Below are 24,774 nucleotides of genomic sequence, written 5' to 3' on the forward strand. Positions count from 1 at the left end.
ACCCACGACGGGCCACGGGCCGGGTTGCGACACCCGGTCCGTGGCCCGTCGGCCGTGTCAGCCGAGGTTGCCGAGGTTGTGGTCGAAGTCCATCCGGTGCGTACCGTCGTCGTCGATGCGCAGGAGCACGGTGCCCTCGATGCCGACGAGCTCGTCGGTGCCGCTGCCCGGCACGATGAGGCCGTACTCGTGGGCCCGGTCCGTGCCGCTCGTCGACGCGGCGTGCACGAAGTTGAAGGCGCCGCGGCGCCCGTCGACGGTGCCCTCGAAGGACTCCATCGCGACGTACGTGCCGACGCCGGAGTCCTGGTCGAAGGCCGACGTGAACTGGGTGACGCTGCGCCCGGCCACGTCGCCGGCATACGTCTTGCGCATCCGCAGGTGCCCCGTCGGCAGCGCCGTCGTGACGTCGGGGACGTAGTCGGTGACGTCGAAGTCGGACGTCGTGAAGGTCGAGGTGCTGAGCATGGGCCCGAACCTAGCGACGCGGGTCCGACCGGGCTAGAACGTTCCCGACCTCGCGGTCGTCGTCAGGACGGCGTCAAGATCGCATCAGGATGGGACCGACGCGCGGACGGCGCGCCCCCCGCGGGTGTTGCGTGGAGTCATGACCACCGACTGGCTCACCACCCACCGCAGGGCGACACGGTGGGGCGCCCTGCTCCTGCCGATCGTCGTGGGCGCGGTCCTCGGCCTCCTGCGCGACGCGCTCGACCCGAGCACCGCCGCGATGGTGCTCGTGCTCCCGGTGGTGGCCGCGGCCGCCACCGGCGACCGGCTCGCGGGAGTCATCGCGGCCCTCGCCGCCGCCGGCAGCTTCGACTTCTTCCTCACCGCCGTACTACTCGCTCTCGATCCACCGGCAGGCCGACCTGGAGCTCGCCGTCGCGCTCGTCGTGGTAGGGCTCGCCGTCACCGAGATCGCCCTCTGGGGGGCGGCGCCAGCAGGCCGCGGCGCAGCGGCGGGAGGGCTACATCTCGGGCCTCACTCACCTGCTCGACCTTCCGCCCGACACGACCGACCAGGCCCGCGCCACCGCGATCGCGACCGCCATCACGAGGTCCTCGGCGCCGACCGGTGCGAGTGGGACCCGGGCCACCCGCGCTGGAACGACGCCGTCGTCGACGCGGACGGCCAGGTGAGGTCCGGGGGACGGCGCCTGCCCGTCGAGCGGGTCGGGCTGCCGACCGACGGCTACGCAGCCGTCGTCGTGCGCCCGACCGCGGAGCAGCTGCGCGTCGCGGTGCTCCTGGCCGACCGGATGGCCGACCGGGTGGCCGACCGGGTCCCGGACGCAGAAACGCCGCGGCCCGCCACCGAGGAGGGGATGGCGGGACGCGGCGTACGTGAGCGGGTGCGTCGGAACGGCATCGTCGACGACCCGACCGCAACCCCTGAGTAACCTAGGTGCCAGCGGGGGCCCGTTGGGTAAAGAGTCGGTCAGGAAATCCTGAGACCGGGCTGGGAACGACGGAATCAGTCGATCTGAGACCTCAGCCATGCGATGTCGGCGGTCTGCCCCTCGAGTCCGCCGGGTGTTTCGCACACGACGGGCGCTCCTGCGGCACGGATCACACCGGCGAGCGCGTCGCCGGCGATGTGCCCCGAGCCGAAGTTCGTGTGCCGGTCGGCGCCGGAGTCGAACTCGTCGCGCGAGTCGTTGGCGTGCACGAGGTCGATGCGGCCGGTGATGGCACGCACCTCGTCGACGACGGTGCCGAGGTCGTTGCCGCCCGCGTGTGCGTGGCAGGTGTCGAGGCAGAAGCCGACCCGGTCGGCGCCCGACGCCGTGCCGATGGCGTCCCAGAGCCGGGCGATCGCCTCGAGCCGGCGGGCCATGGCGTTGTCGCCGCCCGCGGTGTTCTCGATGAGGAGCGGCACGGGCAGGTCGAGCCCGTCGATGCACTTGCGCCAGTTGTCGAAGCCCTTGGCCGCGTCCTCGTCGACGCCGAGGTGGCCACCGTGGACGATGACGCCCTTGGCGCCGATCTCGGCGGCGGCGGTCAGGTGCTGCTGGAGCAGCTTGCGGCCGGGGATGCGGATGCGGTTGTTGAGGCTCGCGACGTTGATCGGGTAGGGCGCGTGGACGTAGAGGTCGATGCCCTCGGCCTCGGCGTCGGCCTTGAGCGCGGCCGCGCCACCGGCATACCGGATGACCGGGCCCTTGTAGCTCTGCGGGTCGCCGAGGAAGAGCTGGGAGAGCGAGGCGCCCCGCGCCTTCGCCTCGGCGATGGGGTCCTCCTGGTCGACGTGCGCACCGATGTGTAGAGCCATGCCGTCAGCGTATGCCGGCTGGCCGACACCGATTCTGCGTGGCGTGTCGAGGTGGATCCGTCCCGTTCGACGTGTGGGCATGACGACACCCATCGAGACCCGGTCCGCATCCGCCTCTGCCTCCATCTCGACCGCCCCCGAACTGCCGACCCGGCGCCGGTGGCTCGCCCTCGCGGTGCTGGCCCTGACGGCGTTGCTGCTGTCGCTCGACGTCAGCGTGCTCTACCTGGCGTTGCCCGAGCTCTCCGCCGACCTCGGCGCGAGCACGACGCAGCAGCTGTGGATGCTCGACATCTACTCCTTCGTCCTGGCCGGGTTCCTCGTGACCATGGGCGCGGTCGGCGACCGCATCGGCCGCAAGCGGCTGCTCCTCGTCGGCGCGGTGGGCTTCGGTCTCGCGAGCGCCGCAGCGGCCTACGCGAGCAGCCCCGGCCAGCTCATCGTCTGGCGGGCGGTGCTCGGCATCGCCGGGGCCACACTGATGCCGTCGACGATGGGCCTCATCCGCACGATCTTCACCGACGAGAAGCAGATGATGGCGGCGATCGGGGTCTGGTACTCGTGCTTCATGGGTGGCATGGCCGTCGGCCCGCTCGTGGGCGGCCTCCTGCTCCAGCACTTCTGGTGGGGGTCCGCGTTCCTGCTCGGGGTGCCCTTCATGGTGCTGCTCGTCGTCGTCGGCCGTCGGGTGCTGCCGGAGTCGGAGCGGCAGGCCGGGTCGCGGGTCGACGTCCTCAGCTCGGTGCTGTCGCTCGCCACGATCCTGCCGGTCATCTACGGCTTCAAGGAGATCGCGCGCGGTGGGAGCACCTCGACGGCACTGCTGACGATGACGGCCGGCACCGTCCTGGGCATCGCCTTCGTCCGCCGCCAGCGCCGCATCGCCAACCCCCTCGTCGACCTGGCGCTCTTCCGCAGCCGTGCCTTCGGGGCCGCGCTCGCCGTGATGCTCGTGGGAGGGGTCGTCATGGCGGGGGTGTCGTTCCTCAGCTCCCAGTGGCTCCAGCTCGTCGCGGGCCTCGACCCACTCGGCGCCGGCCTGTGGATGCTCCCGGCCAACGTGGCCCTGCTCGTCGGGTCGGCGTCGTCGGCGCGGATCGCGCAGCGCCTCGGCACCGGCCGCACCATGGCGACGGGCCTGCTCGTCTGCGCCGCCGGACTCGTGCTCTACACGCAGGTCGGCCCGGCTCACGGTCTCGGACTGCTCGTCCTCGGGATGTGCCTGACGTCCTTCGGGATCATGCTCCCGTCGACGTTGACGATGGGAGTCATGATGCAGTCCGCACCGCCGGAGCGCGCCGGCTCGGTCGCGTCGATGTCCGAGACGTCGGGGGAGTTCGGGATCGCCGTCGGCATCGCCGGTCTCGGGTCGCTCGCGACGTTCGTCTACCGAGCGCAGCTGGGGCCGTATGCCGCCGCCCACGCCGGGGACGCGACGACCGCTGCGCTCGACTCCCTCGCGGGCGCCGTCCGCGCGGCGACGTCCCTGCCGGCAGCGGCAGGGCACGACCTCGTGACCGCAGCGCAGGCCGCGTTCACGACGAGCCTGGGCGTCGTGGCCGGCGTCGGCGCCGGCCTCTTCGTGGTGTGCGCGGCCGTGGCGGTGCGGGTGCTCCGCGCCCGCTGAGGGGCCGCGAATGCGTCACATCGCGAGACGACTTGCATAACCAGACCTTATGTCGTCAATAATGTGTGGATGAGTTCCTCGCGCTTCCCCGCTGTCGTCGACGACGTGACCGTCCGGCTCATCGCGGCCGTCGTCCTCGTCGTCGGTGTCATCGCCCTCGCGACCTCGCAGTGGTGGCTCTATGCCGTCCTCGCCGTCGACTTCACCCTGCGGGCAGCGCTCGGACCCTCGGCCAGCCCGGTGGCCCGGCTCGTGCAGCGGTGGATCCGACCCTCCGTCTCCGCGGCCAAGCGACCCACGGCCGGCCCGCCCAAGCGGTTCGCGGCGACCATCGGGGCGGTCATGACGGTCGCCGCGACCGTGCTCTGGGTGCTCAGCCTCGTAACGGGCTCGACCGGGCCGATCGTCGCCGTGGTCGTCATCGGCGTCGTCATGGTGGTCTTCCCGGCCCTCGAGTCGGTCTTCGGCATCTGCGTGGGCTGCATCGCCTTCGCCGGCCTCATGCGCCTCGGCGTCATCCCCGAGGAGGTCTGCCTCGAGTGCGCGGACATCACGAAGCGCCGCGAGCGGATCCTCGCCGAGCGTGCGGAGCGCCAGGCCGCCTGAGACGCTCGCGCCGCCTCAGCCGGCGGCCGCGCGCAACTTCTGCAGCAGCGGGCCGGCGGCCTCGTCGAGGAAGCGCTCCTGGGCGTCGCCGCCGACCTGCACGAGGGCGATGTCGGTGAAGCCGGCCTCCCAGTAGGCGCGGACGGACTCGACGATCCTGTCGAGGTCGGGGCCGCACGGGATCGACTCGGCGACGTCCTCCGGGCGCACGAACTGCGTCGCCCCGGAGAAGCCGGCGGGTGTCGGCAGGTCCGAGTTGACCTTCCAGCCGCCGGCGAACCAGCGGAACTGTTCGTGCGCCCGCTCGACCGCCGCGTCCTCGTCGGGGTCCCAGCAGATCGGGATCTGGCCGATGGCGCGGGCTCCCGCGCCGATGCGCTCGGCGCCCTCGGTGCGGTTCCACGTGTCGACGAGCTCGGCCTCGGGCTGCACGGCGATCATGTGGTCGGCCAGCGGCGCGAGCCGCTCGATCGACAGGTCGCCGCTCACCGCGACCGCGACCGGCACGAGGATGTCGGGCAGGTCCCAGACGCGGGCGGAGTCGACGTCGAAGTACTCGCCGTGGTGCGTGATGAGCTCGCCGGAGTGGAGCTTGCGGATGATCTCGATGGCCTCGACGAGCATGTCCTGACGCGTCACGACGCCCGGCCAGCCCTGGCCGACGACGTGCTCGTTGAGGCTCTCGCCGCTGCCGAGGCCGAGGGTGAAGCGCCCGTCGGCGAGCAGCTGCATCGTCGCGGCCTTCTGGGCGATGACGGCTGGGTGGTAGCGCATCGTCGGGCAGGTCACGTAGGTCATGAGCTCGACGCGCTCGGTGGCCTGGGCGACGGCGCCGAGCACCGACCACGCGTACGGGGCGTGGCCCTGCTCGGTGAGCCACGGCGAGTAGTGGTCGCTCGAGACCTCGAAGTCGAAGCCCGCCGCCTCGGCGCCCACGGCCCATCGGACGAGGTCCTTGGGGCCGCTCTGCTCGGTCATCAGGGTGTATCCGAAGTTCGTCACACCTGCCCCTTACCCACTCCGCAGCACGGGGTGTCCAAGGTCTGTCCACAGTTGTGGATGAGCCTGTGGACCAGTCTCGCGCGTCAGCCGTCCGCTGTCGCGCGGTGCGCGGAGAGGAAGCGGCGGATCGCCTCACGCGGCCGGTCGCGCAGCTCGGTGCCGTGGGTGAAGGCGGCGACGTCGTAGTCGAGCTCGCCGAGCTCGTGCGCGGTGCGCTGCGTCATCCGGAAGTCGGTGCAGAACGCCTTGACGGGCCAGCGCAGCCCCATGACGTTGAAGATCGCGTCACCCGTGATGAGCGTGCGCGACTCCTCGTGGAGCAGCGACACGTGCCCGGGGGAGTGGCCCGGCGTGTGCACGACGCGCAGGCCGCCCGCCACGGGCAGCACCTCGCCGTCGACCATCTCGCGCTCGACCGTCAGCGGCTCGAAGTCGCGGCCCGGCCGGGAGAAGCGATCGAAGAGGCGTCCCAGCAGGAAGCTGCGGTCTCGCGGTGGCGAGGACCCCTCCATGGCGTATGCCGCGTCGTCGTGGTGGATCGTGAAGCCGCGGCCCGTCTCGCGGGCCACGTGCGCCGCCCCGCCGGCGTGGTCGGGATGCGCGTGGGTGAGCACCAGTCGCGTCACGTCGGACGGCCCGGCCCCGATGGCGCCGAGGGCCGCGACGACCTTGGGACCCGAGCTCGAGACCCCCATGTCGACGAGCGTCACCTGGCCGTCGTCGTCGCGCAGGATGAAGCCGTTGACGAGGTCGCGCACGAGAGGGATGCGCCAGACGTTCGGCGCGAGCGGAACCACGAGGTCCTTGGCCATGCGCCGACAGTAGCCGCGACCGGCCTCACGCGCCCGGGCTGTCGAACCTCGGTGACACTCGCCGGTCGGGCGGGTAGGAGCCGAAGGTGGCGGTCGACGCCACAGCACCACCGAACGCCCCGCTCGTCGGGGCGAGCAAAGGAGGGCCACATGGCCAAGCGAGTCGCATTCCTCGTCGCGAGCGAGGGCATCGAGCAGGTCGAGCTGACCGAGCCGTGGAAGGCCGTCACCGACGCCGGGCACGAGGCCGTCGTCGTCAGTCCCGAGTCCGGCGAGGTGCAGATGTTCAACCACCTCGACAAGGGCGACACGAAGAAGGTCGACGTCACCGTCGCCGACGCGAAGGTCGAGGACTTCGACGCGCTCGTGCTGCCGGGCGGCGTCGCCAACCCCGATGCCCTGCGCACGGACGAGGCCGCCGTCGCCCTCGTGCGCGAGTTCGTCGCGTCGGGCCGGCCCGTGGCTGCGATCTGCCACGCACCCTGGACCCTCATCGAGGCCGACGTCCTCAAGGGCCGTCGGCTCGCCTCGTGGCCCAGCCTGCAGACCGACATCCGCAACGCGGGCGGCGAGTGGGTCGACGAGTCGCTCGTCGTCGACGGCAACCTCATCACGAGCCGAAACCCCGACGACCTGCCGGACTTCTGCGGCGCCGTCGTCGAGGCGCTCGAGCACGGCGCGGCTGCCAGCCCGGCCTGAACCGCTTGTCGCTCAGCCGAACCCGTGCCTGGCCAGTGGGTGCAGCAGCTCGCGCTCCTCGTACGCCAGGTGTGACAGCAGGGTGTCGGTGAGCAGGTCGAGGGCGCGCTGGATCTCCTCCAGCGCGCCCTCGCCCGTCTGCCCGTAGCCGTCGGTGCCGACGAGCCCGACGAGGGCGTCGTCGACCTGTTCGAGCACGTCGGCGATGACGTGGTGCTCCTCCTCGAGCCGGTCGATGACGGCCCCGAGGTCGGGCTGGGCGGTGCGGAGGTGGACGAAGATGCTGCGGTCCTCGAGCGTGTGGTGCCCCGTGACGAGCCGGCAGTACGTCTCGCAGTAGGCGCCGAGCGTCCAGTTGTTCTGCCGCATCGCCATCGTGTTGATGACCGAGCGCGCCGCGCCCGTCGACAGGGCCCCACGTCGCACCTGGCCGACGATGTCGCGCAGCTGGGCGAGCTCGCCGCGGAGGTGGTCGTGCACGTCGACGAGGTGCTGGGGCACCGCCTGCTCGGCGGGGGAGTATGCCGCGTCGTCGGGCTTCGCGGTCACCGGACGGTCGTCCTCGCGCCAGGGCAGCGATGCGCTGAGGCGGGTGCCGTCATCGGGTGTCGGACGGACCGTGAGCGGGGAGCTGTCGACGGGCGCGGGCGAAGCGGCGGCGGGTGGCTCGGCACCGCCGGCACCGCCGGCGCGGCCGGCGCGTCCGGACCGTTCGGCGTCGACGAGGTCACGCACGGCTGGGGCGACCTCCGCGGCATACCGGCGCAGCACGTCGGGGTCGTCGGTGCCGAGGACGTAGGTGCTCATCCCATGGGTGAGGGTGAGCTCGGCGAGCTGCTCGGCCCAGTCGTCGGCCGTGCCGCGCAGGAAGCCGCTACCCGTGCCGAACTGGCCGAAGACGTTGTACATCCGCCGGATCGCCTGCGGCCCGCGTCCGGCCCGGTCGGCCGCCTCGTCGATGACGGCGTTCATCCCGGCGAGGGCGTCGGGGTCGGCGTAGCCCAGGCTCGGCAGCCAGCCGTCGGCGAGCCGTGCGGTCACGCGCAGCATCCGCGGCTTGTAGGCGCCGAGCCAGATCTCGACCCGGTGCACGGGGAACGGCCCGGCGTGCATGCCGGCGACGGCGTAGTGCTCGCCCCGGACGGTCACCGACCGGGCGCCGGGGTCGTCCGGGTCCTGGCCCCAGACACCGCGGATGACGCGGATCGCCTCGACGAGCGCGTCGACCGCCTCCTTGGGCGAGCGGCGCTCGCCGCCGGCGGCGACGATGGCGTCCCAGAAGGCCCCGGTCCCCAGCCCGAGCTCGGCACGGCCGCCGCTGACGATGTCGAGCGTTGCGACCTGCTTGGCCAGGCCCACGGGGGGTCGCAGCGGCAGGTTGGCGACGTTGGCCGCGACCCGGATCGCGCTGGTGCGGGCGGCGGCCGCCGTGAGCAGCGTCGAGGTGTCGAGGTGCTTCGCGTTGTAGGGATGGTCCTGGACGGTGAAGAGGTCGAACCCCACGACGTCCGCGAGCTGCGCCAGCTCGAGCGTCTCGTGCACTCGTGAGGCGTCGGGGCTCGCGAACACCCCGAACTGCAGCTCGTGCCCGTAGTCCATGCGGTCAGCGTGGCATACGCTCCGGGCCATGAACGGGGACGACGCCGCCGTCGAGGCGCTACGGGCACTGATCCGCATCCCCACGGTCTCCGACTGGGACCCCACCAAGGAGGACCGGACGGCGTTCGAGGCGCTCCTCGCCGAACTGCGCGAGCGCTTCCCCCGACTGCACGCCGCGTGCGAGGTCGAGCGGATCAGCGGCGACGCCCTGCTTGTCCGGTGGCCCGGGCGCACGCGTGAGGCCCCGGTCGTGCTCATGGCGCACCTCGACGTCGTGCCGGTCGACGACCCGTCGGCGTGGACCCACCCGCCCTTCGCTGCGGAGCTCGCCGACGGGCACGTCTGGGGCCGTGGGGCGCTCGACTGCAAGGGCTCGCTCGTCGCGACCTGCCAGGCGGTCGAGGAGCTCGTGGCCGACGGGGTGACGCCGGGTCGTGACGTGTGGCTCTCGTTCGGCTGCAACGAGGAGGTGTCGGGTCGCGCCGCCAAGGATGCCGTCTCGATCCTGCGCGAGCGCGGCGTCGAGCCGTGGTTCGTCATCGACGAGGGCGGCGCCATCGTCCAGGGAGCCCTGCCCGGCGTCGACGCACCGATGGCCGTCATCGGCGTCTCCGAGAAGGGCACCGTCGACGTCGAGCTCACCGCGCGCGGGGACGGCGGCCACGCCTCCGCGCCCCGCCGGATGGGCGCCACGACCCGGCTCGCGAGGGCGATCCTGCGCCTCGAGCGCAAGCCCTTCCCGAGCCACCTGCCGGACGCCACCGTCGACATGCTCGAGCGCGCCGGCGCCCACGCGCGGATGCCGTATGCCGCGGTCTTCGGTCACGCGCGCCGGCTGCGCCCCGTGCTCTCCCGGGTCCTTCCGCGGCTCGGCCACGAGACGGCCGCGCTGACGAGGACGACCGTCGCGGTCACCCAGCTCTCGGGGTCGCCGGGGGCGAACGTCATCGCCGCGACGGCCCGGGCCCACGTCAACATGCGCGTCATGGTGGGGGAGACGGTCGACGGGGCGATCGAGCGGATCCGCAGCACGGTCAAGGACCCCCACGTGGAGGTGTCGTTGGTCAGCGGCGACGAACCGAGCCCGGTGTCGCCGACGGACGACACGGCATACGCCCTCCTCGAGTCGACACTGGCGGACGTGTTTCCGGGGACGGTCGCCGTGCCCTACGTCATGCTCGCGGCCACGGACTCACGGCACTTCCACCGCGTGTGGCCACGGGTCTACCGCTTCACGCCGTTTCGGATGACCGATGCCCAGCGCGCGTCGATCCACGGCGTCGACGAGCGCATCGGGGTCGACGACCTGCGGGACGGCGTCACGTGGTACCGCCGTCTCATCGAACAGCTCTGACACCCAGCACCACTCCGCGAGAACAGGATCCGCATGTCAGACAGCACGGCCGTCTCCGACGCCGCCCGGGCCGTGGCCCGCAGCCCGATCACCAAGGTCGTCGGCTTCCTCATCTGCGTCGAGCTCGCGAGCGGGGTGCTGCAGGGCTACTACACGCCGATCTTCACCGACATCGCGCGGCACCTGTCGATCAAGGACGCCGACGTCAACTGGTTCGAGGCCGCGCAGCTCATCGTGTCGGCGCTCGTCGTGCCGCTGCTCGCGCGCCTCGGTGACCTCATCGGCCACCGCAAGGTGCTGCTCCTCTCGACGGTCGTCACGGCGCTCGCGTCATGGGGTGTGGCCTTCGCGCCGAGCTTCGGGCTCTTCCTCGTGGCGTGGGCGGTCCAGGGCTTCTACGTCGTGTGGCTGCCGATGGAGGTGGCGATCATCCACCGCCGGACCGGCGGAGCGGAACGGCGCGTGCGCGGGGCGGCTGGCCTGCTCGTCGCGGGGCTCGAGCTGGGCGTCATCGCGGGAGCCCTGACGAGCGGTGCGCTCGCCGAGTCGCTCGGCATGACAGCGCTGCTCGCGCTGCCGGCGGTCGTCGTGACGCTCGCCCTCGTCGCGATCTGGTTCGGGATCGAGGAGTCGCCGGTACTTGCCCACGGGTCCATCGACTGGCGCGGCTTCTGGCTCGTCACGGCCGCGCTCGGCCTCGTCATGGGTGGACTCGTCATGCTGCGCGTCCTCGGCCCGGGCAGCCCGTGGCCGTGGGTGCTCGTCGTGGCCGGCCTCGCGGCGTTCGTGCCGTTCGCGCGGGTCGAGCTCGCCCACCCGGAGCCGCTCGTCGACCTCCGGATCCTCGGCGCCCGCGGCCAGTGGCCCGTGCAGGCGACGGCGTTCCTCTTCGGCGTCTCGGTGCTCGGCGCCCAGATCCCGCTGTCGACGTTCGCGCGCACCGACCCGGCCGTCACGGGCTACGGCCTCGGGGCCTCCGCCGGCAAGGTCTCGATCATCATCGGCGGCTACGTGCTCTCGCTCGCCGTCGGGGCGCTGCTGCTCCACCTGCTCGCCCATCGCACCGGCACGCGGGTGGCGATGGTCGTGGCGGCGGTGCTCGTCGCCGTCGGCTACCTGCTCTTCCTGCCGTTCCACGACACGCTCGCCCAGACGATGACGAACATGGTCATCGCCGGTCTGGGCTCGGGCGCGCTCGTGGCGGGTCTGCCGACCGCGGCGGCGGCCCAGGCGCCCCCGACCCACACCGGCCTGACGACGGGGATGACCAACACGACCAAGACCATCGGCGGCGCCTTCGCCTCGAGCGTCTTCGCCATCGCGCTCGCCTCGACCGGGACGGTGGACGCCGAGGCCACGGCTCACGCGTCGTTGTCCGGCTACCTCACCGTGTGGGCGATCTGCGGCGTCACTGCGCTGGTGGCTGCGGCCTTCCTCGCCGTCGTCCGGGCCTCGACCCCAGCCGAAGCGCCCCTTCTGGTGGTGTGATGGATCCATGCAGCTGCCGAAGCACACCGACGAGGCCAAGGAGCACTTCCGCTCGCTCGTGACGCCCGGCCCCGGGGTCGAGGTCAAGCCGATGTTCGGCAGCCTCGGCGCCTTCGTCAACGGCAACATGTTCGCTGGGCTCTTCGGCCCCAACGTCGGCGTCAAGCTTGACGAGGCCGGGCTCGAGGAGCTGCGGGCGGTGCCGGGGAGCGGCCCCTTCGGGCCGGAGGGGCGACCGATGGGTGGCTACCTGTCGCTGCCGTCCGACCTCGACGACGCCGAGCAGTCCGCATGGCTCGACCGCGCCCGCGACCACGTCGCGACCCTGCCCCCCAAGGTCAAGAAGCCGAAGCGGTAGGGGCGGGCTTTCGTCGGTCTCGCCGGGCCGGGCGGGTCAGGCCTGGACGCCTCGAGCCGTGCCGAGGTGCGCCCGGTCGGCGGCCGACCTGCCGTGGTGCCAGCCCTCTGCGTCGCGCGCCGCGCTGACCCTCGTCTGACGGACCTCCGGGAACCAGGAGTCCAGCTGCTCGTCGACCTCCTCCGCGCGGGCGGCGAGCAGCGGCACCAGCTCACGACCGTGGGTGCTCTCCGCCACGGCGGCCTCCTCCTCCTGGGCGGTCGCCTCGTGCAGCCGCTCACCGATGCGGTCGGCGAACGCGGAGAGGAAGGACTGCCGGAACGACCGGGTGCGGCTGCCGCCGTGCTGGTCGCTGCGCGAGCCCGCCGCGGCCAGCGTGCGCGTCGCCTGGACGAGCAGCGAGGTGAAGAGCAGCTCGACCGCTTCGAGGTCGGCCTCGAAGCCGACGACGGTGGCGAAGCCCAGCTCGCGCGACCACACCATCCGGCACCGGTTGGCCGACGCGACGGCCTGCAGCAGGACGGCCTTGGGTCCCTCGTAGGGGTTGTCGACGCCGATGCGCCGCCCTTGGGGACCCGTCCCGCCATGGCCGTCTCGGGAGTCGCGGGACAGCAGGGCGGCATCGATGCTGTGTCGCGCCATAAGCGCCTGGGCTCCTGCCGTGAAGGTCTCGGCCTCGGCCTCGAAGGTCGTCGACTCGGCCTTGGCGAGCAGCATGCGCACGCGGCTGAGGATGCGCTCGTCGGCGGGCGTTGCCGGATCGGCGCCTCCGGTCTGCGACGTGCCTGCCTCGGGGAGAGCCTGACCCGGCAGCGGCGTCAGCACCTCGAGCCGAGGCAGTCGGGCCAGCAGGTGGAGGACGATGACCGACCGCGACACGAGCGTGAACCAGTCCGTGCCGGCGGCGCGCAACGCCTCCATCCAGGTGACCGAGCGCGGGCGGGGCGAGCCGCCGCCGAGCTCGCGCAGCTGGGCGACCCAGAGCCGGTCGATCGTCGCCGGTGCGTACTGGCCGAGCTCGTCGGTCATGACGTGCACGGCGATCTGTTGCTCCGGTGGGCCGAGACGCCGACCGACGATGCGGTGGATGTCGGCGGGCTGCCAGCCGAGCTCCCAGGCGTGCGTGGCCGCGCGGGTCATAGCGTCGAGCAGGGACAGCACGGCGACGCGGTGCGTGCTCGGCGAGGCGCACATCGCTGCGACGCCTGCGACGACGTCGTCGAGCGAGTGCGCATCTGCCCGGTCGAGGGCCGCGAAGGCCTGACCCAGCAGGTCACGCAGGACCACGCGCGCCTGCTCGTCGGCCGGCAGGCCATGGTTCGTCGTGGCATCCGGTGCGTCTTGCGCGGATGCGGCGGCCGCACCTCCGAACGGCCGCGCGGTGCGGCCCTGACGGGCGCTTCCCTGACGCGCACTGCCGGGAGCGCCGGCTGCTCCCGGTGTGCCGTGCGCACCCCGCCGCCGGCTGCGACTCGCCTTGCCCATGTGACCTCCTCGCGATGTCGTCCTCATGCTGTCATCTGGCCCACCGGTGGTCCGCACCGCAGGCAGGTGCCTGTGGACGACAGGGCGACCGCGCGGAGGGGTGTGGACGGCTTCCGTCACGGCGGCCGCGACGGTGGGCGTGCCGGGGTGGCTGACGCGAGGGCAGGCAAAACCATTGGCGCCCAGTCCTGCCGGCGCGTCATCCTTGGACCGCACGGGGCGGGCAAGCAGCCGAGGTGGCGTGCCACCGGAGGTCCTGTGTGTCGGACCCGCCCTCGGATGCAGCGCTCTGTCCAAGCGCCCACTCCAGGTAACGGTGCCCAGCACCAGAGGTTCAAATCCTCAGGGTGTCGTCGACCGTGTCCCGACGGGTGTCGCCCTGCGGGCCGGGACTCGAGCCCGGTCCCCGCGGCACGCGCTGCACGGCCGGCGGCACCCGCTCGCGTCTGCGTCATCGTTCCCCACTGCTGCCCTGCCCGACGAAGTCTGGGAACGAGGCCTGTCCCACGAAGCCTGTCCCACCGAACGACCTGAAGGAGGTCGCCCGAATGTCCCTGATCCGCTTCACGATCCAGCCGCGCCACTGCGCGCTGCGCTACCGCCACGGCGTCCTCGAGCAGGTCCTTCCGGCCGGTCGGCACCGTCGTCGTGCCGGGCAGCGGCTCGTGGTCCTCGACCTGCGCGAGCGCCTGACCCAGGTCTCGCCCCAGGAGGTCCTGACCTCCGACGGTGTCTCGGTCCGTGTGTCCGCCGTCGTGCGCTGGGCAGTGGCCGACCCGGTGGCATTCGTGGAGGTCTCCGAGGAGCCGGCCGCGACGGTCTACCTCGCGGCCCAGGTCGCCCTCCGTGACGCGCTGGCGACGCTGACGGCCGAGGAGCTCGTCGGTCGCGGTGCAGCCCTGCCGACGGAGCGCATCACCGCCGCCACGGCGGAGGTCGCGCGACGGGTCGGCGCCGACGTGATCGAGGTCGTCGTCAAGGACGTGATCGTGCCGGTGGAGCTGCGGTCTGCAGCGGCCGAGCTGGCCACGGCCCGGCGTCGTGGTGAGGCGCAGCTCGAGGCGGCCCGTGCCGAGACGGCCGCCCTGCGCTCGCTCGCGAACGGCGCCAAGCTGCTCGATGCGCACCCTGCGCTCGCCCGGCTGCGACTGGTGCAGGCCGCGCCCCCCGGCACGCGCATCGTCCTCGCGGTGTCGGAAGCGGTGCCCGGTGCGGTGTCCGACGCGGTGGTCGTCGACGCGGTCCAGGACCGGCCGACCGACTAGCGCCCGACAAGCGCGCCGACGGTCGCCGGCGTGTCTGCCTTCTGGGCCCGAACGCCCGGGCTCAGAAGGCGGGCAGCTCGCCCTCGCCCGGGGTGACGCGTCGCTCGGACTCCTCGATGGCCACGTCGTTGATGCTCGCCTCGCGGCGGCGCATGTAGCCGAGGTCGTCGAACTCCCAGAGCTCGTTGCCGTAGGACCGCCACCACTGCCCGGAGGCGTCGCGCGACTCGTACTGGAAGCGGACGGCGATGCGGTTGTCGGAGAAGGCCCACAGGTTCTTGCGCAGGCGGTAGTCCAGCTCGCGCTCCCACTTGCGGGTCAGGAACGCGACGACCGCGGCCCGCCCGACGACGTGCTCGCCCCGGTTGCGCCACTCGGTGTCCTCCGAGTACGCCCCGGCGACGCGCTCCGGGTCGCGGGTGTTCCAGGCGTCCTCGGCTGCCTGCACCTTGCGGCGCGCGGACTCCTCGGTGAACGGCGGGAGGGGAGGTCGTGGATCCATCGTCGGCTCCTCGGGGCGCTGCGGCAGTCAGCTCAGAGTACGGCTCAGAACGGAGGCGGTGGCACGTCGACCGCAGAACCGTCGGACGTCTTGGGCGTCGTGGGCGTCGTGGACGTCGTGGACGTCGTGGACGTCGTGGACGTCGCAGGCGTCGTGGGACGCGTGGCTGTCGGAGGCGGGTCGACTCCCTCACGCCAGTCCTTCGGGTGGGTGACGTAGGTGCGCCCCGTGAGGGTCGTCCACTCCAGACCCCCGTCGCCGACCGGTGTCGAGGTCCAGATGCCGTCGGTCTTGAGGTTGTGGTGCAGCCGGTGCTTGGAGCGGAGGTTGGCGACCGACGTCTCACCTCGAGGCCACGGTGTCTCGTGGTCGAGGTCGCAGCGGGTCGCGACCACCTCGCAGCCTGGTCCGCGACACCGGCCGTCGACGCCCTGCACGTGCTCGACCATCGCCGCGGTCGGCCGGTAGGCGCGCGTGGGTCGGCTCAGTGCCTCGCCGGTGCGCAGGTCGACCGGCAGGGTGCGCCAGACCGACCCTGGACGCGTCATGATCTCGCGGGCGTGAGCGGCGGTGACCCAGCCATGGCCGGGCAGCTCGCACGCGGCGTCGGACGACCCTGTCGCGACCTCGAAGGGGACGATGAGCCAGACCGAGGCGGCCGGCCGACCCGTCGCCGACGTGCCCGGGACGGGCGGCTCGGAACGAGCGTGGGCGGCGCTCGCGGCCGCAGAGGTAGCGGTATCAGACGTTGGGGGCGTACCGCGGCGCCGCTCGGGTGTGGGCGCCACGTTCGCTGGCGCGGAGCTCCCGCCGTCCGGGCCGTCCGGGCCGTCCGGGCTGCCGTCCGGGCTGCCGTCCGGGCTGCTGGTCGGGCTGCTGGTCGGGCCACCCGTCGGGCCACCCGTCGGGGTGTCGGTCGATGGGTGCGCCTCGATGCCGGCCTGCAGGACGTCGAGGTGGCTGCGCAGCAGCGCCTCGGTGGCGAGGTCGCAGCGGAGCTGGTCGAGCGTGCGGGGGTCCCCGGCGCCGCGGGCCGCCCTGGCGTCGGTGTCGAGGCGGTCCATGACCGCCGCGACCGCGTCGGCGTCGGTGACGAGGGTGAGGCAGCCCATGCCGTCGGCGGTGAGACGGCCGAACACGCCGCGCCTCGACCGGGCGTGCGCCCGCCGCTCGTCGGACCCGCGCTCGTCGACGGAGGCGATGGCTCGACGCAGCCGGGTCACGAACGTGCGCTGCGCCACCGGCTGCCCGTCCCGGGACGGCGCGAGCACGGCCTCCTCGACGGCGGCCACGTCGGCGTCGGACAGCGCTGCCGTCTCCGAGGCGACCTGGAGGGCCCGGTGCAGCGACGTGGCGCCGGACCGGAGGGCGTCCAGCACCCGCCGGTGCCGGCGCGGGGCCGTCGCGAGCGACATCCGGCGGGAGACCTCGCCCAGACCGACCCCGGTCGCGAGTGCGATCTCCTCGGACGCGACCCGGTCGGCGGATGCGTGCAGCGACCCACGGCTCAGCGCCAGGGTCTCGAGCTGCTGGGACTCGATCGTGTGGAGCCCGCCGTAGGCCGCGAGCAGCCGAGCCTCGAGGCGAGCCTTCTCCCGCTCGAGCGAGGCGATGGTGCCCATCATCCGCTCGCCCATCGCCGTCAGGCTGCCCTGGACGTCGGCCATGGCCGCGCTGCGCACCTGGTCGTCCTCGACGGCGAGCAGGCCCGAGCGGGTGGATGCGACGTATGGCACGGCACTGCTCCTCTCGCTTCGGGACTGCCTCAATGAGAACACGTGTTCGAATCAGGATCAAGGGGTCGAGCGCACCTGTGGACAGCGAATTCGCCTCGCGCACAGCCACATCCGCCGCTCGAACACCTGCGGCCGGACCGGCGCTCGCGATCGTGTCCCCGGTCGCGCATAGGGTCTGGACATGGCGCGGACGAGGCTCACGGTCACCGGCACGCCGGTCGGCGACGTCGAGCTCTCCGTCGTCTCACCGGTGGGCACCCGGCGTGCGCATCCGCTCCCGCTCCTCGTCGCGCACGACGGCCCGGAGTACTCCCGCCGGGCGCACCTGCTCTCGCGGCTGCGCACCGCGACGGCCGAAGGCAGGGTCCCGCCCACCCGGGTCGTCCTGCTCGAGCCCGGCCCTCGCAACGAGCGGTATGCCGCCAATCCCGACTGGGCCGACACGCTCGCTCGGCACGTGCTCCCGACGGTGCGCACGGCATACGCCCTCGACGGCAGGCCGACCCTCATGGGAGCGAGCCTCGGAGCGCTCGCGTCGCTGCAGGCCGAGTGGCGCCACCCGGGGACGTTCGGCGCGCTCTTCCTCCAGTCCGGATCGTTCTTCCGCAAGCGCGTCGACGACGAGGAGGACTTCGAGTTCTGGCACCGCGTCACGGGCTTCGTCAGCAACGTCAGGCGCGTCCGGCGACCGCGCACCGACGCACGCGTCGTCCTCACCTGCGGCCTCGACGAGGGCAACCTGACCAACAACCGGCAGATGGCGCAGACGCTCGCCGCGAGCGGTCACGACGTGTCGTTCGCCGAGCTGCCGGGCCGGCACGACTGGCGCTCCTGGGAGTCGGCCTTCGACCCGTTCCTGTTGACACTGCTGCAAGGATCGGGGTCACCCGGATCGTCGAGCAGGAGAGGCACATGACGCAGACGCGCAACCACCTGATCGGGCTGCTGCTGGGGGCCGAGGAGGACTGGCCCACCGCCTTCGAGGCGCTGCTCGCGCTCGTCGGGCCGATCACGACCGACGACGGCGTCACCCACGAGCTGACGAGCGAGCGGCTCACCATCGAGCCGTTCGACCTGCGCCAGCCGGTGCGTACCGAGCTCGTCATCGACCGCCTCGCCCACTGGTACTACCACCCGCGCGAGTGGCTCAAGAAGGCCGCGCTGATGAACGACACCTACCTGCTCAACAGCCCCTTCACCTTCCAGTCCATGGAGAAGCACAGCGCCTACGTCGCGCTGATGCGCCTGGGGCTCAAGGTCCCCGAGACGTGGCTCGTGCCCTACAAGAACCCCGTCGACAACGTGCGCTGGGCCTACACGAGCGCCAAGTACAACCAGCCCTTCGACCTCAAGGCCATCGCCAACGAGCTCGGCTACCCGATGTACATGAAGCCCTTCGACGGCGGCGGCTGGCGTGGCGTCTCGCGGATCGACGACGAGAAGGACCTCGTCAAGGCCTACGACGAGTCCGGCGAGATGCTCATGCACCTGCAGTCGACCGTCGAGTACGACCACTTCGCGCGTGCCCTGTCGATCGGTCCCGAGACGATGGTCATGGACTTCCGTCCCGAGCAGCCGATGCACAACCGGTATGCCGTGAGCTACGACTTCCTGCAGCCCTCCGCGGGCAAGCAGACCGCCGCGATCAGCCGCATCGTCAACGCGATGTTCGGCTGGGAGTTCAACTCGTGCGAGATGCTCGTCAAGGGTGACGACGTCTATCCCATCGACTACGCCAACGCCTGTCCTGACGTCGCCGTCACCTCGCTGCACTACTACTTCCCGTGGGCCATCAAGGCGCTCGTGCGCTGGTCGGCCTTCTGCCTCGTCACGGGCCGCAAGGGGCCGATGGACCTCGAGATGCGCCGCTACTTCGACGTGGCAGACCGCGACGACCTGGACGACGAGCAGAAGCTCGACGCCTATCTCGCCATCGCCGACGAGTACTTCGACACGGCCGCCTACTGGGCGTGGTGCGACCGCCACCTCTCGCACCTCGACGCGGCCGTCCTCGAGTGGGTGCAGTCCGACGCCTTCGACAGCCTGCTGCGCTCGACCGTCGTCACGACCTACCCCGCGCACGAGCGCGACACGTTCATGGCGCACTTCGGCGGCCTCATCGGCCTGTGGGTCAAGGACGAGAAGGCCCGGCTGGCCGCTACCTGAGCCCGCGGGCGGCGCGGATCCCCCGCTGCAGGCGCAGGTCGTCACGCAGTGCCGGTGGCATGGGCAGCCTGCGTCTGACCAGTTCGGCGGCGTAGATCTCCAAGGCCTCGAGCAGGACGCCACGAGCCGTCAGCAGCAGGGCCGGGTCGACCTTCCCGGACCTCAGCAGCTCCACGTCGGAGCGCGCGGCACGAACGGCCGTCCTCAGGTCGTCCAGGTGCGAACCGGATGAGGGCGGTATCGACGACGAGCCTGGCATCGCGGACTCCGATCTGCCGGCGCACCTTGCGTCAACCCTCCTTCGAACCCTACGCCTGACTCGGCGCCGGTCAGCGGTTCGCCTCATGCCGACCGCCTCGTCCCGATCGGCAGGCCTAGCCGCCCGAGGCGCCAGACCCGCCGATGCCGGCCACGAGGTTGATCGTCGACGCGATGACGATCGTGCCGTAGAGGTAGGCGAGCAGCGTGTGGCCGAGCACGACGCGGCGGATGTCGGACGTGCGCAGCGCCGTGTCCGACACCTGGTAGGCCATGCCGAGGTTGAAGGAGAAGTAGGCGAAGTCCGAGAACGTCGGGTCCTCGTCCTGGTTGAAGTCGATCGGCGGCTCCGGGCTCGCGTAGTAGACCCGGGCGTAGCGCAGCACGTAGACGGTGTGGACGCAGAGCCAGCCGACCGCCACCGCGCCGACCCCGACGAGGGCGTCGATGACCTGCGCAAGACCCTTGGACTGGCCGCCGACGAGCAGCACGCCCACGCCGGCCAGGCTCGCGAGGCCGACGAGGATGACGACGACGTCGTACCAGGCGGCGTCCCCGTCGCGGCCCTCGACGCGGGCCCGGGTCGACGGCGCGTCGTGCCCGAGGATGTGCACGAGCAGCGGCACGGCGAAGGTGAGGCCGCCGGCGACGAAGCCGGTGAGCAGGTGGGTCAGCAGCTCGCCCGCGGGGCCGAGCGGCACGAAGAGGCCGACGACGACCCCGACGAGCAGTGCGACGCCGAGGCGGCGGCGGATGGTGGCCACGTCCCGGAGGCTACCGCCGCGGGGGTCCCAGCGGCTGGACGCCGGCTGGGGATGCGCTGGTGGTCGGCTGGGTGCGCCGGACGGGTATGTCACCGGTCGGCCGAGCTCTGACGGCCGCCTCCCCTCCTGCCCAGAGCCCTAGGATCCCCACCATGCCTGACACCCCCAGCGCTCGTCGCAGCCTCACCGTCGTCTACAACCCGGTCAAGGTCGACGATCTCGCCGCGACCAAGGAGCTCGTCGCCAAGGCCGCGGCGCAGCACGGCTGGGAGGACCCGTCCTGGATCGAGACGACCGAGGACGAGACCGGCGAGAAGCAGGGCCGCGAGGCCGTGCGTGCCGGCGCCGACGTCGTCGCCTCGCTCGGCGGTGACGGCACGGTCCGTGCCGTGGCCTCGGCGCTCGTGGGCACCGACGTCGCGCTGGGCCTGCTGCCCGGCGGCACCGGCAACCTGCTCGCCCGCAACCTCGGCCTGCCCGTCGACTCCCTGGAGAACGCCGTCGAGGCCGTGCTCGCAGGCCAGGACCGCCGCATCGACGTCGGCCTGATGCGCGTGTCCGACAAGCCGATCCGTCCGCGCGAGAGCCATGGCACCCACGACGGCGGTTCGCAGGTCGACGACGACGAGGAGGTCTTCCTCGTCATGGCCGGCCTCGGCCTCGACGGCCAGGTGATGGCCGGCACCAACGAGAAGGTCAAGGCCGTCGTCGGTTGGGTCGCCTACGTCTTCAGCTTCTTCCGCCACCTCTTCAGCCGCGGCTTCCGGGTCGAGGTGAGCTCCAGCGGCGGCGAGGGCATCGTCGAGAAGGCGGGCAACACGGTCAACCGGCACGCCCGCACCGTCGTCATCGGCAACTGCGGCACCCTCCAGGGCGGCATCGAGCTGATGCCCGACGCCAAGATCGACGACGGCATCCTCGACACCGTCGTCGTCGCCCCCAAGGGCGCCATCGGCTGGCTCTCCGTCGTCTCCGACGTCGTCACCCGGCACCGCGCAGGCCACCGTCGGCTCGATCGCCTCCGCGCCCGCGAGTTCACCGTGACGGCCGGCCGCCCGGTCGAGGCCGAGATCGACGGCGACCCCATCGGTCAGCACGTCGCGCTCGGCATCCGGGTGCTGCCCGACTCGCTGGTGATCCGCGTTGACTGACCGACGACGAGGCGAGATCCGGCCCGCGGGCCGGGGCCGTCGCCTGCTCAAGGCCGTCGGGTACGGGCTCCTCTTCGCCGTCCCCGTCACCGTCCTCGCCTTCGTCGTGCGCGAGAAGTTCCTGCCCGTCATCGAGCTCGACGAGCGGCTCATCATCGCCGCCACCGACATCACCCGCGACAACCCGTGGCTGAAGTCGACGCTTCTCGTGTGGCAGGAGATCACGCAGCCGAAGTGGGTCTACATCGTCGCCTCGGCGGTCTGCCTCGTGCTGTGGCGCCGCCACCGCGAGCTCGCGACGCGCTGCCTCTGGGCGTTCATCACCCTGATGGTGTCGTGGAACCTCCAGCTCGTCCTCAAGGAGATCGTGCGCCGTGCGCGCCCGGTCGTCAGTGACCCGGTCTCGCACGCGCCGGGCTACAGCTTCCCGTCGGGGCACGTCGCCTGCGCGGCCGCGATCGCGACGATCATGGCGCTGCTGCTATGGCCGGTGCTCACCCCGGTGGCCCGCCGGTGGCTGGTCGGCGGCCTCACGGCATACGTCCTCCTCACCGCGCTCGACCGGGTCTTCCTCGGCGTGCACTACCCCTCAGACGTCCTCGCCGGGATCATCTTCGGCGCCGGACTCGGCACGGCGTCCTACGTCGGCTACCTCGGGTGGAACCCCGGTCCGGACGACTCCCCTCCGCCGGAGGGTGAGACCGGGCCCGAGTCATCGAAAGGCAGCACGTGAACCACACCTTCGTCCACCGCTACGAGATCGACCCCTCACGACCAACGGTCGGGTCGGCGCTGCGCGACTTCGCACTGCGTGTCCTCGCACCCGCAGTGATCCTGTTCGGCGCGATCGTCGGTCTCGGCTTCCTCATCATGGGCCCGCTCGGCGGCCTCCCCGCGGAGGAGGACATCAGCAAGTCCGTCGCCGCCGGCCGCACGTCGCTCATGAACTCGGTGACCGCCGTGTGGTCGCACATCGGCAACACCGAGATCATCATCGGGGTCTGCGTCATCGCCGTGGCCCTCATCTGGTGGCGTACCAAGCAGTGGTGGTATGCCGTCATCCCCGCCATCGCGATCGCCATGCAGGCCAGCGTCTTCGTGGCCGCCACGACCATCGCCGACCGCAAGCGACCGACGGTGGAGCACCTCGACCCCGCGCCGCCGACGTCGAGCTACCCCAGCGGTCACATGGGTGCCGCGACGGCGCTCTACCTGACCTTCGCGCTCATGGCGCAGCGGATCGAGACGGTGTGGCTGCGCCGGCTCGTCACCGTGGTCTGTGCCGTCATCCCGCTGCTCGTCGGCTACGCCCGCCTCTACCGTGGCATGCACCACCTCGTCGACATCCTCGTCGGGCTCGTCAACGGCGTCGTGTGCGCGCTGCTCGCCTGGAACTACCTGCGGCGCAAGACCGCGAGCGGCCGCGTCACGGGTGCGGCTCGCGAGGCCATGTCGCGCTGACCGATCAATCCTGGGCCGGATCAGCCGCTGGCCCGGACACGCCGACGGCCGGGAACCCTTGGGGTTCCCGGCCGTTCGTGTGAGTCGCGAGGTGCCGAGGGTGTCGATTCAGGTGTCAGACGTCGGCGTGACGCGCCCGACCGAAGGAGTAGACGCCGTAGGCGATGAGGCCGAGCGCGACGAGCGCGAGCAGCCCCGGGCCGCCGGGGGCGCCGAGCAGGTTGCGCAGCGCACCGTCGAGACCGCGGGCCTCGCTCGGCTTGTGGCGCACGGCGGCCAGGACGAAGAGGCCGCCGACGATGGCCAGGGCGATGCCCTTGGCGATGTAGCCGATCCGGCCGGCCTTGACGATCCACTCGCCGGGGTGGGTCTCGAGGTCCTCGAGGAACTTCTTCTTCCAGCCCTTGACGACGTGGTAGACGCCGACGCCGATGACGACGAGACCGACGAGGGCGACGAGCCACTGGCCGGCCGGCTGCTTCATGAGGCTGGCCGTGAAGTCGGCGGTCTGGCTCTTGCTCGACGAGCCCCTGCCGCTCGCGAACTTGAACGCCGTCCACGACAGGACGAGGTAGACGACCGCCTTGGCGGCGGCCTTGAGCCGGTCGCTCGTCTCCCAGCCGCCGGAGATCGCCTCGGTCACCTGCCAGACCGCGAGGCCGAGCCAGGCGATGACGGCGACCCACAGCATGACGAGCCCGAAGCCGTTGTCGGCCATCGAGCCGAGGGCGCCGGACTGGTCGGCGCTCTTGCCCTTCGAGCCGAAGGCGAGCTGGAGCGCGATGACGCCGATGACGATGTGGAGCACGCCGTTGACGGCGTAGCCGACGCGCGCGGCGGTCTCGAGGGCGGGATGGTCACCTGCGCGCCGTGAGGCGGCGGTGACGTCGGTGGAGTCCATGCGGCTGGTCCTGTCGGTCGAGGGGTCCCCGATGTGGGCACTGGGGAACATACCCGCACGGGGCCCTGAATCGGCGCGTCAGGCGCCGTCACGTCGCGGGGGCCTCACACGAGCCGCAGGCGCGCCGACGGCGGCGGTCGACGGGGGTGCGCGGGCCGTGGGTCGGTGTGGCGGTCACCCGCGCCGTGGCCGGTGGGTCGACGTGCCGTCGACGCCCGAGCTCCGCCCGGCGCTCGAGGTCGGCCTCGCGCTCGGCCACGAGGGCGCTGACGATGTGGGGAGAGAGCATGGTGGGATCCTTCGAGGTCGTGGTGCTGCTGACCTCTCCAGCGTCGTTCTGAGGCGGGCCCTCCCACATCGGGAGGATGACGTATGCCGTGTCGCCGGCTACCTCAGATCGGCGCGCTCCATGACCCGACGTCTCAGGGCAGGTCGAGCACGCGCCGGATCTCGGGCCAGGCCTGCTCTCCGAGGGCGCGGTCCGCCGCCTCGGTGCCGCCGCGCGCCATGGGCCGGCCGCCGGACACGACGGGCTCGCCGGGCAGGACGACGCGGTGGCCGGCCTCCGGGTGGGTGACGAGCGTCGTCGGCAGGTCGAGGGCAGCCCGTCGCGCCTGCACGGCGCGGGCGAAGGCCAGCGACGGCCACACCTGGTCGTCGCCTCCCGCGACGAGGAGCACGTCGCCGAAGAAGCGCTCGACGGGGATCGTCGCGGAGCTCACTCGGTCGGCGTGCGTGCGCAGGCTCTGCGCGTAGACGGGGGCGTATGCCGGGGGCTCCCCGGGTGCCTCCGCGTCGTCGTCGTAGGGCACGAAGGCGACGGGCTCCCCGCCCCGGCTCCACGACGAGTGCTGCGGTCGCAGCGCGCCGTCGGGTCCCGCGCCGACGTTGGCCCACGCCACGTGGCTCGGCGCGAGCGCGACGACGGCGTCGACAGCCGGATCGCCCACGGCATACAGCAAAAAGGCCTCGGCCGTCTTCGAGGAACCCAGGAGCACCACACGGTCGCAGCGCTCGGCGAGCGACGCGACGGCGGGCGCGAAGGCCTCGAGCGGGTACTCCCAGATGCCGGCCGGCTGGCCGGGACCGCCGAACCAGCGGTAGGTCAGGGCGGCCGACACCCCGGCGGCGGCCAGCAGTCGCGCGCGGTCGCGCTCGACGCGGCCGCTCGAGCCGGACAGCACGAGGACGCCGGTGCCGTTGCCGCCGCCTTCGGGCTCGACGAGCACGCCGTCGTGCTCGCGCGGCGTCTCACGCAGTCCCAC

General features: G+C 72.1%; 26 protein-coding genes and 1 pseudogene. 14 read left to right on the forward strand and 13 right to left on the reverse strand.

What is annotated here, in order from left to right:
- Positions 1–57 precede the first annotated feature (57 nt).
- Positions 58–468, reverse strand: a complete 411-nt coding sequence (locus tag IEY30_RS06780) for a DUF3224 domain-containing protein (RefSeq protein WP_030201330.1) — start codon at positions 466–468, stop codon at positions 58–60.
- 139 nt (positions 469–607) lie between these two features.
- Here IEY30_RS06780 and IEY30_RS22250 point away from each other — a divergent pair.
- Positions 608–829 (forward strand): annotated as a pseudogene (locus IEY30_RS22250) (DUF4118 domain-containing protein); the annotation flags it as partial.
- Positions 830–1,139: 310 nt separating this feature from the next.
- A complete protein-coding gene (locus IEY30_RS21840; RefSeq protein ID WP_030201335.1) occupies positions 1,140–1,403 on the forward strand; it encodes a hypothetical protein in 264 nt (87 codons plus the stop codon).
- A 74-nt stretch (positions 1,404–1,477) separates the two neighbouring features.
- Here the strand turns inward: IEY30_RS21840 and IEY30_RS06790 are convergent, their stop codons facing one another.
- The gene (locus IEY30_RS06790) at positions 1,478–2,275 is read right to left on the reverse strand and encodes a deoxyribonuclease IV (RefSeq protein ID WP_030201338.1); all 798 of its coding nucleotides are present in this window, start codon (positions 2,273–2,275) and stop codon (positions 1,478–1,480) included.
- Between the two features lie 79 nt (positions 2,276–2,354).
- On the opposite strand from IEY30_RS06790, the gene IEY30_RS06795 reads away from it, so the two are divergent.
- Complete coding sequence (locus IEY30_RS06795; RefSeq protein WP_081920599.1) at positions 2,355–3,902, forward strand: MFS transporter; 1,548 nt, start codon at positions 2,355–2,357, stop codon at positions 3,900–3,902.
- A 69-nt stretch (positions 3,903–3,971) separates the two neighbouring features.
- On the forward strand, positions 3,972–4,508 hold the full coding sequence (locus IEY30_RS06800) for a DUF4395 domain-containing protein (protein WP_030201343.1): 537 nt from the start codon (positions 3,972–3,974) through the stop codon (positions 4,506–4,508).
- A gap of 15 nt (positions 4,509–4,523) precedes the next feature.
- On the opposite strand, the gene IEY30_RS06805 is transcribed toward IEY30_RS06800, so the two are convergent.
- Positions 4,524–5,510, reverse strand: a complete 987-nt coding sequence (locus IEY30_RS06805) for an LLM class F420-dependent oxidoreductase (protein ID WP_030201346.1) — start codon at positions 5,508–5,510, stop codon at positions 4,524–4,526.
- An 83-nt stretch (positions 5,511–5,593) separates the two neighbouring features.
- Positions 5,594–6,322, reverse strand: a complete 729-nt coding sequence (locus IEY30_RS06810) for an MBL fold metallo-hydrolase (RefSeq protein WP_030201347.1) — start codon at positions 6,320–6,322, stop codon at positions 5,594–5,596.
- A gap of 150 nt (positions 6,323–6,472) precedes the next feature.
- Between IEY30_RS06810 and IEY30_RS06815 the strand changes: the two genes are divergently transcribed.
- Positions 6,473–7,021 (forward strand): type 1 glutamine amidotransferase domain-containing protein, encoded by a 549-nt coding sequence (locus tag IEY30_RS06815; protein ID WP_030201349.1) that lies wholly within the window; start codon positions 6,473–6,475, stop codon positions 7,019–7,021.
- 12 nt (positions 7,022–7,033) lie between these two features.
- Here IEY30_RS06815 and IEY30_RS06820 read toward each other — a convergent pair whose 3' ends face one another.
- Entirely contained in the window at positions 7,034–8,620 is a 1,587-nt protein-coding gene (locus IEY30_RS06820) for an LLM class flavin-dependent oxidoreductase (protein WP_030201352.1), read from the reverse strand.
- Positions 8,621–8,648: 28 nt separating this feature from the next.
- Between IEY30_RS06820 and IEY30_RS06825 the strand changes: the two genes are divergently transcribed.
- From IEY30_RS06825 to IEY30_RS06835, 3 genes are read left to right on the forward strand one after another with little or no spacing between them, the layout of a single operon-like run.
- Positions 8,649–9,974: a M20/M25/M40 family metallo-hydrolase gene (locus IEY30_RS06825; RefSeq protein WP_030201354.1), complete on the forward strand. Its 1,326-nt coding sequence runs from the start codon at positions 8,649–8,651 to the stop codon at positions 9,972–9,974.
- A 33-nt stretch (positions 9,975–10,007) separates the two neighbouring features.
- The gene (locus IEY30_RS06830) at positions 10,008–11,462 is read left to right on the forward strand and encodes an MFS transporter (protein WP_030201357.1); all 1,455 of its coding nucleotides are present in this window, start codon (positions 10,008–10,010) and stop codon (positions 11,460–11,462) included.
- 7 nt (positions 11,463–11,469) lie between these two features.
- Positions 11,470–11,820, forward strand: a complete 351-nt coding sequence (locus tag IEY30_RS06835; RefSeq protein ID WP_030201362.1) for a TfoX/Sxy family protein — start codon at positions 11,470–11,472, stop codon at positions 11,818–11,820.
- Positions 11,821–11,856: 36 nt separating this feature from the next.
- Here the strand turns inward: IEY30_RS06835 and IEY30_RS06840 are convergent, their stop codons facing one another.
- On the reverse strand, positions 11,857–13,107 hold the full coding sequence (locus IEY30_RS06840) for a DUF2786 domain-containing protein (RefSeq protein ID WP_052358833.1): 1,251 nt from the start codon (positions 13,105–13,107) through the stop codon (positions 11,857–11,859).
- A 746-nt stretch (positions 13,108–13,853) separates the two neighbouring features.
- On the opposite strand from IEY30_RS06840, the gene IEY30_RS06845 reads away from it, so the two are divergent.
- Complete coding sequence (locus IEY30_RS06845; protein ID WP_052358834.1) at positions 13,854–14,570, forward strand: SPFH domain-containing protein; 717 nt, start codon at positions 13,854–13,856, stop codon at positions 14,568–14,570.
- A 61-nt stretch (positions 14,571–14,631) separates the two neighbouring features.
- Here the strand turns inward: IEY30_RS06845 and IEY30_RS06850 are convergent, their stop codons facing one another.
- Entirely contained in the window at positions 14,632–15,072 is a 441-nt protein-coding gene (locus tag IEY30_RS06850; RefSeq protein WP_030201369.1) for a nuclear transport factor 2 family protein, read from the reverse strand.
- A gap of 44 nt (positions 15,073–15,116) precedes the next feature.
- Positions 15,117–16,808 carry an HNH endonuclease signature motif containing protein gene (locus IEY30_RS21845; RefSeq protein WP_052358835.1) on the reverse strand — a complete coding sequence of 564 codons (1,692 nt, stop codon included), beginning with the start codon at positions 16,806–16,808 and terminating at the stop codon, positions 15,117–15,119.
- Between the two features lie 181 nt (positions 16,809–16,989).
- Here IEY30_RS21845 and IEY30_RS06860 point away from each other — a divergent pair, with 181 nt between their 5' ends.
- Together IEY30_RS06860 and IEY30_RS06865 are read left to right on the forward strand one after the other, a co-directional pair.
- Positions 16,990–17,724: an alpha/beta hydrolase gene (locus IEY30_RS06860; protein WP_052358836.1), complete on the forward strand. Its 735-nt coding sequence runs from the start codon at positions 16,990–16,992 to the stop codon at positions 17,722–17,724.
- On the forward strand, positions 17,721–18,974 hold the full coding sequence (locus tag IEY30_RS06865) for an ATP-grasp domain-containing protein (protein WP_188960109.1): 1,254 nt from the start codon (positions 17,721–17,723) through the stop codon (positions 18,972–18,974). Before IEY30_RS06860 ends, IEY30_RS06865 begins: the two co-directional genes overlap by 4 nt.
- On the opposite strand, the gene IEY30_RS06870 is transcribed toward IEY30_RS06865, so the two are convergent.
- Positions 18,967–19,149: a hypothetical protein gene (locus IEY30_RS06870; RefSeq protein WP_030201379.1), complete on the reverse strand. Its 183-nt coding sequence runs from the start codon at positions 19,147–19,149 to the stop codon at positions 18,967–18,969. The two genes, IEY30_RS06865 and IEY30_RS06870, sit on opposite strands and share 8 nt — an antisense overlap.
- 199 nt (positions 19,150–19,348) lie before the next feature.
- Entirely contained in the window at positions 19,349–19,996 is a 648-nt protein-coding gene (locus IEY30_RS06875) for a DUF1345 domain-containing protein (RefSeq protein ID WP_030201381.1), read from the reverse strand.
- 152 nt (positions 19,997–20,148) lie between these two features.
- Between IEY30_RS06875 and IEY30_RS06880 the strand changes: the two genes are divergently transcribed.
- Genes IEY30_RS06880 through IEY30_RS06890 form a run of 3 tightly spaced genes read left to right on the forward strand, consistent with a single transcriptional unit; the run spans position 20,149 to position 22,608 of the window.
- The gene (locus tag IEY30_RS06880; protein ID WP_030201383.1) at positions 20,149–21,147 is read left to right on the forward strand and encodes a diacylglycerol/lipid kinase family protein; all 999 of its coding nucleotides are present in this window, start codon (positions 20,149–20,151) and stop codon (positions 21,145–21,147) included.
- On the forward strand, positions 21,140–21,880 hold the full coding sequence (locus IEY30_RS06885; protein WP_030201385.1) for a phosphatase PAP2 family protein: 741 nt from the start codon (positions 21,140–21,142) through the stop codon (positions 21,878–21,880). Before IEY30_RS06880 ends, IEY30_RS06885 begins: the two co-directional genes overlap by 8 nt.
- Complete coding sequence (locus tag IEY30_RS06890) at positions 21,877–22,608, forward strand: phosphatase PAP2 family protein (protein ID WP_030201387.1); 732 nt, start codon at positions 21,877–21,879, stop codon at positions 22,606–22,608. The genes IEY30_RS06885 and IEY30_RS06890 overlap by 4 nt, the downstream gene beginning before the upstream one ends.
- Before the next feature lie 115 nt (positions 22,609–22,723).
- Here IEY30_RS06890 and IEY30_RS06895 read toward each other — a convergent pair whose 3' ends face one another.
- From IEY30_RS06895 to IEY30_RS06905, 3 genes are all read right to left on the reverse strand, one after another.
- Entirely contained in the window at positions 22,724–23,509 is a 786-nt protein-coding gene (locus tag IEY30_RS06895) for a DUF1206 domain-containing protein (protein ID WP_030201390.1), read from the reverse strand.
- An 88-nt stretch (positions 23,510–23,597) separates the two neighbouring features.
- Complete coding sequence (locus IEY30_RS06900; protein WP_156035447.1) at positions 23,598–23,798, reverse strand: hypothetical protein; 201 nt, start codon at positions 23,796–23,798, stop codon at positions 23,598–23,600.
- A gap of 133 nt (positions 23,799–23,931) precedes the next feature.
- Positions 23,932–24,774 (reverse strand): acyl-CoA thioester hydrolase/BAAT C-terminal domain-containing protein, encoded by an 843-nt coding sequence (locus IEY30_RS06905; RefSeq protein WP_030201399.1) that lies wholly within the window; start codon positions 24,772–24,774, stop codon positions 23,932–23,934.

It is taken from the genome of Terrabacter tumescens (genome assembly GCF_014646815.1).
Taxonomy (GTDB): Bacteria; Actinomycetota; Actinomycetes; order Actinomycetales; family Dermatophilaceae; genus Terrabacter; species Terrabacter tumescens.

Excerpts from the sequence above, each read along its gene's own strand:
- IEY30_RS06780 (WP_030201330.1), bottom strand. The coding sequence starts at position 468 with ATGCTCAGCACCTCGACCTTCACGACGTCCGACTTCGACGTCACCGAC.
- IEY30_RS06790 (WP_030201338.1), bottom strand. The coding sequence starts at position 2,275 with ATGGCTCTACACATCGGTGCGCACGTCGACCAGGAGGACCCCATCGCC.
- IEY30_RS06795 (WP_081920599.1), top strand. The coding sequence starts at position 2,355 with ATGACGACACCCATCGAGACCCGGTCCGCATCCGCCTCTGCCTCCATC.
- IEY30_RS06800 (WP_030201343.1), top strand. The coding sequence starts at position 3,972 with ATGAGTTCCTCGCGCTTCCCCGCTGTCGTCGACGACGTGACCGTCCGG.
- IEY30_RS06810 (WP_030201347.1), bottom strand. The coding sequence starts at position 6,322 with ATGGCCAAGGACCTCGTGGTTCCGCTCGCGCCGAACGTCTGGCGCATC.
- IEY30_RS06815 (WP_030201349.1), top strand. The coding sequence starts at position 6,473 with ATGGCCAAGCGAGTCGCATTCCTCGTCGCGAGCGAGGGCATCGAGCAG.
- IEY30_RS06820 (WP_030201352.1), bottom strand. The coding sequence starts at position 8,620 with ATGGACTACGGGCACGAGCTGCAGTTCGGGGTGTTCGCGAGCCCCGAC.
- IEY30_RS06825 (WP_030201354.1), top strand. The coding sequence starts at position 8,649 with ATGAACGGGGACGACGCCGCCGTCGAGGCGCTACGGGCACTGATCCGC.
- IEY30_RS06830 (WP_030201357.1), top strand. The coding sequence starts at position 10,008 with ATGTCAGACAGCACGGCCGTCTCCGACGCCGCCCGGGCCGTGGCCCGC.
- IEY30_RS06835 (WP_030201362.1), top strand. The coding sequence starts at position 11,470 with ATGCAGCTGCCGAAGCACACCGACGAGGCCAAGGAGCACTTCCGCTCG.
- IEY30_RS06845 (WP_052358834.1), top strand. The coding sequence starts at position 13,854 with ATGTCCCTGATCCGCTTCACGATCCAGCCGCGCCACTGCGCGCTGCGC.
- IEY30_RS06850 (WP_030201369.1), bottom strand. The coding sequence starts at position 15,072 with ATGGATCCACGACCTCCCCTCCCGCCGTTCACCGAGGAGTCCGCGCGC.
- IEY30_RS06860 (WP_052358836.1), top strand. The coding sequence starts at position 16,990 with ATGGCGCGGACGAGGCTCACGGTCACCGGCACGCCGGTCGGCGACGTC.
- IEY30_RS06865 (WP_188960109.1), top strand. The coding sequence starts at position 17,721 with ATGACGCAGACGCGCAACCACCTGATCGGGCTGCTGCTGGGGGCCGAG.
- IEY30_RS06880 (WP_030201383.1), top strand. The coding sequence starts at position 20,149 with ATGCCTGACACCCCCAGCGCTCGTCGCAGCCTCACCGTCGTCTACAAC.
- IEY30_RS06895 (WP_030201390.1), bottom strand. The coding sequence starts at position 23,509 with ATGGACTCCACCGACGTCACCGCCGCCTCACGGCGCGCAGGTGACCAT.
- IEY30_RS06900 (WP_156035447.1), bottom strand. The coding sequence starts at position 23,798 with ATGCTCTCTCCCCACATCGTCAGCGCCCTCGTGGCCGAGCGCGAGGCC.